The organism is Bacillus haikouensis (genome assembly GCF_013179555.1).
Lineage (GTDB): Bacteria > Bacillota > Bacilli > Bacillales > Bacillaceae_B > Rossellomorea > Rossellomorea haikouensis_A.
The window spans coordinates 1-6,331 of sequence record NZ_JABMCR010000235.1 but is presented as its reverse complement, the minus strand read 5'-3'; the positions used below and the strand labels follow the sequence as shown (position 1 = coordinate 6,331).

Here is a 6,331-nt window from a genome sequence, read left to right as displayed (position 1 = left end):
CCTCGGTTACCAACATATTCACATTGTAAATGAACAGGCAAAGCCTGATCCTGAGTTTTCAACTGTTAAATCCCCCAATCCAGAGGATAAAGAGGCTTTCGAACTTGCGATCAGAGATGGAAAAGAAATCAATGCTGATATCCTGATCGCAACTGATCCGGATGCAGACCGTTTGGGAGTTGCGGTAAAGGGTGAAGACGGGGAATATATGCTTCTTACCGGAAACCAGACAGGTGCAGTCCTTATGAATTACATCCTCTCCCGCAAGCAGGAGAAAGGCATGATCCCTGAAAATGGACGTGTATTTAAAACGATTGTTACTTCTGAATTAGGAAGAGAAGTAGCTGAGCATTATGGTGCGTCAGTGGAAGATGTCTTAACAGGTTTCAAATTCATAGGTGAAAAAATCAAGAAATATGAAGAGTCCGGGGAATATACATTCCTGTTCGGTTATGAAGAAAGCTACGGATATCTGATCGGGGACTTCGCACGTGACAAGGATGCAGTACAAGCTGTCTTAATGGCTGCTGAAGCAGCCGCCTTCTATAAGAAACAAGGAAAGACGCTGAACGATGTCCTCAATGAATTGTTCGAACGCCACGGCTACTATCAGGAAGGATTAAAGAGCCTTACCCTTAAAGGAAAAGAAGGTGCCGAGCAAATCCAGGGAATCCTGAAAACATTCCGTGAAGAACCTTTGAAGGAAGTGGCAGGGCTGAAAGTTATATCGGCTGAAGATTATAAAACGAGCAAAAAAGTCGAACTGTCGACAGGAAAAGAGACATCGATCCCCCTTCCTGCATCCAATGTACTCAAGTACTTCCTTGAAGACGGTTCATGGGTTTGTCTCCGACCATCGGGGACAGAGCCGAAAATCAAATTCTACTTCAGTGTCATCGGCAAGTCACAAGAGGAAAGCGATAAGAAATTAGCTTCATTAACAGAAGACTTAATGTCCAAAGTGAAAAGCACGATCCAATAATCTCAAGGTCAGTTCCATACCGCTTCGAAGCTGTAAGGGACTGGCCGCATCCTCATTCCTGAGCCAATGTTGCGTAAACAAATGCTGGGGGAAGAGATGATAGGGATAATTAATCGACACCCCAGAGTAAAGGAGAATGAAGTATGCTAAAGGATCAAATTGCGATTATTACAGGTGCCTCCAGGGGGATTGGCCGGGAAATTGCACAGCAGTTTTTAAACGAAAGCACAAAGCTCTCGCTGGTCGGAAGTTCCGAAGATATACATAAAGCTGCTGAAGAGCTGAAAGCAGATGGATTCGAACATGTGATTTCAATTCAAGCAGATGTGTCAAAGGAAGAGGACGTACAAAGAATCGTCGATGAAACGCTGACTGCTTACGGAAAGATTGACATCCTCGTCAATAATGCAGGCGTTGGTTTCTTTAAACCGACGGAAGAAGTGACGGCAGATCAATGGAAGAAAATCTTCGAAGTAAATGTGCAAGGTGTCTTTTTATGCTCTAAAGCTGTTCTTCCGTATATGAAAGAACAAAAATTCGGCACGATCATCACCATTTCTTCCGATGTAGCACGGTACACCATTCCAAACGGCTCGGCATATGTTGCGACCAAATATGCAGTGCAGGGCTTCTGCGGTTCATTGGCTCAGGAAGTCAGGGAGTATGGAATCAGAGTCGGTACAATCAATCCCGGGATGGTAGATACCTACTTTGCAGAATCGAAGCAGGGGCTGCCGGAGAAAGAAGACTGGCTGAAGGTAGAGGATATCGCTAAATCAGTCATTTATATGGCTTCTGCTCCAAAGCACATGCTCATAGACGAAATCAAAATCCATCCATTTGCGCAGGATTATCCAATTGCATAACGTATATTGAGAGTGGGTGTTTCATACCCCGCTCTTTTTTGTATGGGAAAATGAAGGGATTTAGATATGTCGATTTTTGGAGAATGGCCGATATATAAGTTATTTGGCCGATAACAGTACAAAATGGCCGATAACTGTCACGATTTCGATAAGGCCGAAATCCAGCTCAGATAAACTCCGCGGCAGATGATTCTTTTCAGAACAACCACTCTTGAAATTAACTGGAACACTTGTTTTCGTCCAAAAGTCGTAGAAAAATTCCTTCTTTGTTAGAATATCGAAATCCGTTCAAAGCTGTATAATAATAGAAAGAAACAAGAAAGGGCGATGAGAATGCAAGAGGAAGCACTTTCAAATATCGAGCTTTTGAAAGAGATCGCCGAATTCCTGAATAACGAAACGGAGCAATATGATATGCTCCACGGTGCCCTGAAGAAATTGATTAAAGGCACGAACTTTACTACAGGTTGGGTTTTTTTTATCACAGAAGGCGGGAAGCACCAGCTTACAGCTTATGAAGATCTGCCTGAGTCCCTTCATAATAATAGCTGTGAACTGATGCATAACGGGGGGTGCTGGTGCGTCAATCGCTTTCGTAAAGGAAAGCTGACGAAAGCCTCGAATATCATCGAATGTCAAAGAATTGAAAAAGCCATCGAGGAGAATAGGGGAAATACCGACCATATCACCCACCACGCAACAGTCCCCTTGCAATCGGGTGACGAAGCCTATGGGTTGTTGAATGTAGCGGCACCCTTTAAAACCCATTTCTCCAAAGATGAATTGGCCCTTCTTGAATCGGTTGCCTTTCAAATAGGCTCTGCGATAAAACGGATCACGCTCACAAAAAAAGAACAGGAAATCGCACTGCTGGCAGAAAGAAACAGGCTGGCCAGAGATCTTCATGATTCAGTGAATCAGCTGTTATTTTCACTTACTTTAACTGCAAGGGGCGGGGCAGAAATGACAAGTGAAATAGATGTTAAGGAGACCTTTGCCACAGTTCAGACACTTGCCCGGGAAGCATTATCCGAGATGCGGGCCCTTATTTGGCAGCTGAAGCCGAATGGTCTTGAAAATGGCTTGGTGGAGGCGGTTAAAGGCTACGCCGACATGCTTGGATTAACGCTCGAAGTAAAGGTCGAAGGAGTCATCTCTTTAAGTTCCAAAGTAGAAGAAGTCCTGTGGAGAGTCAGTCAGGAAGCGTTAAATAACTGTAAAAAGCATGCAGGGGTGAAAACAATCAGTTATCTTTTAAAAGATGACGGATGCATGATCGTTCTTATCATTGAAGATAAAGGATACGGTTTTCATTACGATGAAGATCATCCGCTGCCTTCCATCGGGATTGAAAGCATGAAGGAACGGGTGAAGAGCCTGGGAGGGACATTCCAATTGGAAAGTGCATTGGAAAAAGGAACAACATTAACGGTAAATATACCTTATTAGGAGGACCGGCATGAGTATTCGAATCTTGATTGCGGACGATCATCATGTAGTGAGACGGGGACTTGTTTTCTTTTTGAAAACACAAAAGGATATAGAAATCATTGGAGAAGCGAAGAATGGTGCAGAAGCAGTGCAGTTGGCTGAAAAGTTACTGCCTGATCTGATTTTGATGGATCTCATGATGCCGGTCATGGACGGGATTGAAGCAACGAGGGAAATTAAAAAGAAGCACGGTAACACTGTTCAGATTCTGATGCTGACTAGTTTTTCCGATCAAAATCACGTCATTCCGGCAATTGAAGCAGGAGCGGCGGGGTACCAATTGAAAGATATTGAACCGGATGAACTGGTTAACAGCATCCGCAAACTTTTATCAGGAGAGAATTCGCTCCATCCGAAAGCAACCAATCATCTACTGACCAGAATCACAAAACAAGATCCACCTCATAAAATCCATGCTCTGACTAAAAGAGAAAGAGATGTTTTGGCAGAGCTCACAAAAGGGAAAAGTAATAAAGAAATTGCTTCAAGCCTGTATATTACGGAAAAAACGGTGAAAACCCATATATCAAACATATTTTCCAAGCTTGAAGTATCCGATCGAACACAAGCGGCGTTGTATGCCGTGAAACATAATCTGGCTTAAAAAGGAAGGACGTTTAATACAATGAAAATTGCAATTATAAATGGCAGCCCTCGAAAAAAAGGGCGTACCGGAATAGCAGCTCGATTCTTGGCAAGAACATATGACGCCGATTTAATTGATCTGAGTGACGGGACCCTGCCTCTTTACACAGGAGAACAGGAACAGACAGAACTTCAATCCGTGCAGTCCCTTAAACATAAAGTAAAAAATGCAGATGCGGTCATTTTAGCATCCCCTGAATACCATAGCGGTATGAGCGGAGCATTGAAGAATGCATTGGATTTTCTGAGCAGCGATCATTTTGCCCATAAACCAGTTGCTCTGCTTGCTTGTGCAGGAGGAGGGAAAGGCGGAATTAATTGTCTAAACAATCTCCGTATCGTAGCAAGAGGCGTTTATGCCAATGTCATTCCTAAACAGCTCGTCCTAGACCCTCACTGCTTTGATTATGACAATGATGGTTTGCTGGAAGAGCCGGCGAAGCTGGTTGACGAAATGGTACGGGAATTGATTGTGTATATGAAGGCAGCTGTGATTGTGAAAAAGGAAGCACCTGCAAAATGACACCCTGAATGGAGCTGAGGAAAACTAAGAAACAACTACCTAAAGGGTGAACATTTTCAGTGATGGCTCTAAAAATCCTGAGCCTCGGAGCGGCATGTGCTCCTGCGGGGTCTCACTTTACTAGCTGCAGGCCATAGAGGCACTCCAATCAACCGCTGGAACAAGCTAATAACGATGTGGCGTTTGAACAAAAATAATAAAAACCCGGACTAATTTGAATCCTGGAATTCAAAATAGTCCGGGTTTTCCTGGTTTTAGGCTCCTTTTTATGTTCTGTATGGCAGGCTGTAAGAGATGGTTGGATGTAGTTTATTGCAGCTGTCGGTAAATACGGATGCTGTCCGATTTTTAAATTTATGTAAACAAATGAATTTTCCGCATCCCTCAAGGTTAATGCCGGACTCAAAAACAAATTGGTTTTACATGAAAAGCCGGCTGAATGCAAATACTAAAAGCTGATTCACAAGTATAACTTGTGAATCAGCATGGTTAGGTGGAATTCTCTTTTTTACATTTCTGCGAATGTTGCCTCGAGTGGTTGCTCGACACTAAAGGTATAATTCGCATGTTCTATATAGCGTAATAACGTATAAAGGTTCCGTTCGATGACGGTGTAATCCTTCGAAAAGTGATAGGCGTGCAAAAATTGTTCAATTCTTTTGGAAAGAAGATCATCTTTCGTCCTTACCATCAGAATGAGCAGGTTATCCCATTCTGATCGATGGGTGTAATACAGGGCCCGGTCATAATCGACTTTGTTCACTTTTGAATCCCTCCTTCTGAAGGGGGTAATCTTATTGTGTGAAGAAAAACCTCATTATTTTCTCTGTAAAACTTGGAACTCCTGTACGTATTGACTTTCCTTCTATTGGGTGAATATTTTTGTTTTTTTACATCATCCTATGTAATGAAAAGATATAAGAGGTGATAAGATGAAAAAGTCGATCATGATGCTGGTAACTGTATTTTTTCTTTTGTTTTCAAGCAATGTGCATGCACTGCAGCCGTCGGATTATGAAAAGTTCGGGCGCATAGCGGCAGCAGTCATGAAGGAAGATTACCCTGGTCAGCCATTAAAGGATTATAAGTATCAGGGACGTCAAAAACTGGATGAAAACAAGCTTGCGGATTCGTTTGAATTCACGGTTCAGGAGAATAATAAAGAGAAAAAGGTACTTGTAAAAGTGGTACATGACCTTAGTAATGAAAAGACACTGAATATTGCTGTGGAAGAGGTAAAATGAAGCAGCTGACGACTGGCATAACATCTCATGATGAAAAGTGGCCAGTCGTTTTTATATTTACTGGAGGTTTCCACCGTCAATATTGTTTGTTAAAATAATATCAACATAAAAAGTGGAAAGGGGCTAAGTTCCAATGTGATGATGTCTTTTACCTGAATTAGAAATTGAATATGGGAGGTAAAAGACATGGCTTCTAAAGCATTTCGTCACCTTTGGATCGGGCAGGCACTGGCGAATATGGGGGATATTCTGTACATTGTCGCATTAATCTCCCTGATATTTGAGGTCACTGGATCTTCAGTGTTTTTGACTGCCGTTCCGCTGGTGATAACATTTTCCAGATTTATCAGCAGTGTTATGGCGCCACTGCTGTTGAATCGTTCTCAAATGAAAAGCCTGATTGCGTATTCGCAGCTTGCAAAGACATTTCTGCTCATTCTTTTATTGGTATTAGTTCTGTTCTCAAATGGGAATGTATGGATTTTTTTAGGGCTTGCAAGTATGATTTCCTTTTTGGACGGCTGGGCACTGCCTGCCAGGAATGCTTTTATCCCTTTTATTGTGAAACGGGAAGAATTGA

Annotated in this window: 6 protein-coding genes and 2 pseudogenes; 7 read left to right on the top strand and 1 reads right to left on the bottom strand. The window is 42.5% G+C overall.

All coding sequences use genetic code 11. The features are described 5' to 3' along the window. The 5 genes and pseudogenes from HP456_RS18200 to HP456_RS18180 form a co-directional block, all read left to right on the top strand. A pseudogene (locus HP456_RS18200) lies at positions 1–982 on the top strand (phospho-sugar mutase); the annotation flags it as partial. 143 nt (positions 983–1,125) lie between these two features. Then, positions 1,126–1,848: an SDR family oxidoreductase gene (locus HP456_RS18195; RefSeq protein ID WP_172253716.1), complete on the top strand. Its 723-nt coding sequence runs from the start codon at positions 1,126–1,128 to the stop codon at positions 1,846–1,848. A gap of 333 nt (positions 1,849–2,181) precedes the next feature. Continuing rightward, on the top strand, positions 2,182–3,297 hold the full coding sequence (locus HP456_RS18190; protein WP_172253714.1) for a GAF domain-containing sensor histidine kinase: 1,116 nt from the start codon (positions 2,182–2,184) through the stop codon (positions 3,295–3,297). Between the two features lie 10 nt (positions 3,298–3,307). Then, positions 3,308–3,943, top strand: coding sequence for a response regulator (locus HP456_RS18185; RefSeq protein WP_172253712.1), 636 nt, complete (start codon positions 3,308–3,310; stop codon positions 3,941–3,943). Positions 3,944–3,964: 21 nt separating this feature from the next. Continuing rightward, the gene (locus tag HP456_RS18180) at positions 3,965–4,507 is read left to right on the top strand and encodes an NADPH-dependent FMN reductase (RefSeq protein ID WP_172253711.1); all 543 of its coding nucleotides are present in this window, start codon (positions 3,965–3,967) and stop codon (positions 4,505–4,507) included. Positions 4,508–5,015: 508 nt separating this feature from the next. Here HP456_RS18180 and HP456_RS18175 read toward each other — a convergent pair. Beyond that, positions 5,016–5,270 (bottom strand): YhdB family protein, encoded by a 255-nt coding sequence (locus HP456_RS18175; RefSeq protein ID WP_172253710.1) that lies wholly within the window; start codon positions 5,268–5,270, stop codon positions 5,016–5,018. A gap of 169 nt (positions 5,271–5,439) precedes the next feature. Here HP456_RS18175 and HP456_RS18170 point away from each other — a divergent pair, with 169 nt between their 5' ends. Further along, positions 5,440–5,751, top strand: coding sequence for a DUF3889 domain-containing protein (locus tag HP456_RS18170; RefSeq protein WP_172253709.1), 312 nt, complete (start codon positions 5,440–5,442; stop codon positions 5,749–5,751). Between the two features lie 186 nt (positions 5,752–5,937). Then, a pseudogene (locus HP456_RS18165) lies at positions 5,938–6,331 on the top strand (MFS transporter); the annotation flags it as partial.

Coding starts and splice junctions, on each gene's coding strand:
- HP456_RS18195 (WP_172253716.1), top strand. CDS start 1,126: ATGCTAAAGGATCAAATTGCGATTATTACAGGTGCCTCCAGGGGGATT.
- HP456_RS18190 (WP_172253714.1), top strand. CDS start 2,182: ATGCAAGAGGAAGCACTTTCAAATATCGAGCTTTTGAAAGAGATCGCC.
- HP456_RS18185 (WP_172253712.1), top strand. CDS start 3,308: ATGAGTATTCGAATCTTGATTGCGGACGATCATCATGTAGTGAGACGG.
- HP456_RS18180 (WP_172253711.1), top strand. CDS start 3,965: ATGAAAATTGCAATTATAAATGGCAGCCCTCGAAAAAAAGGGCGTACC.
- HP456_RS18170 (WP_172253709.1), top strand. CDS start 5,440: ATGAAAAAGTCGATCATGATGCTGGTAACTGTATTTTTTCTTTTGTTT.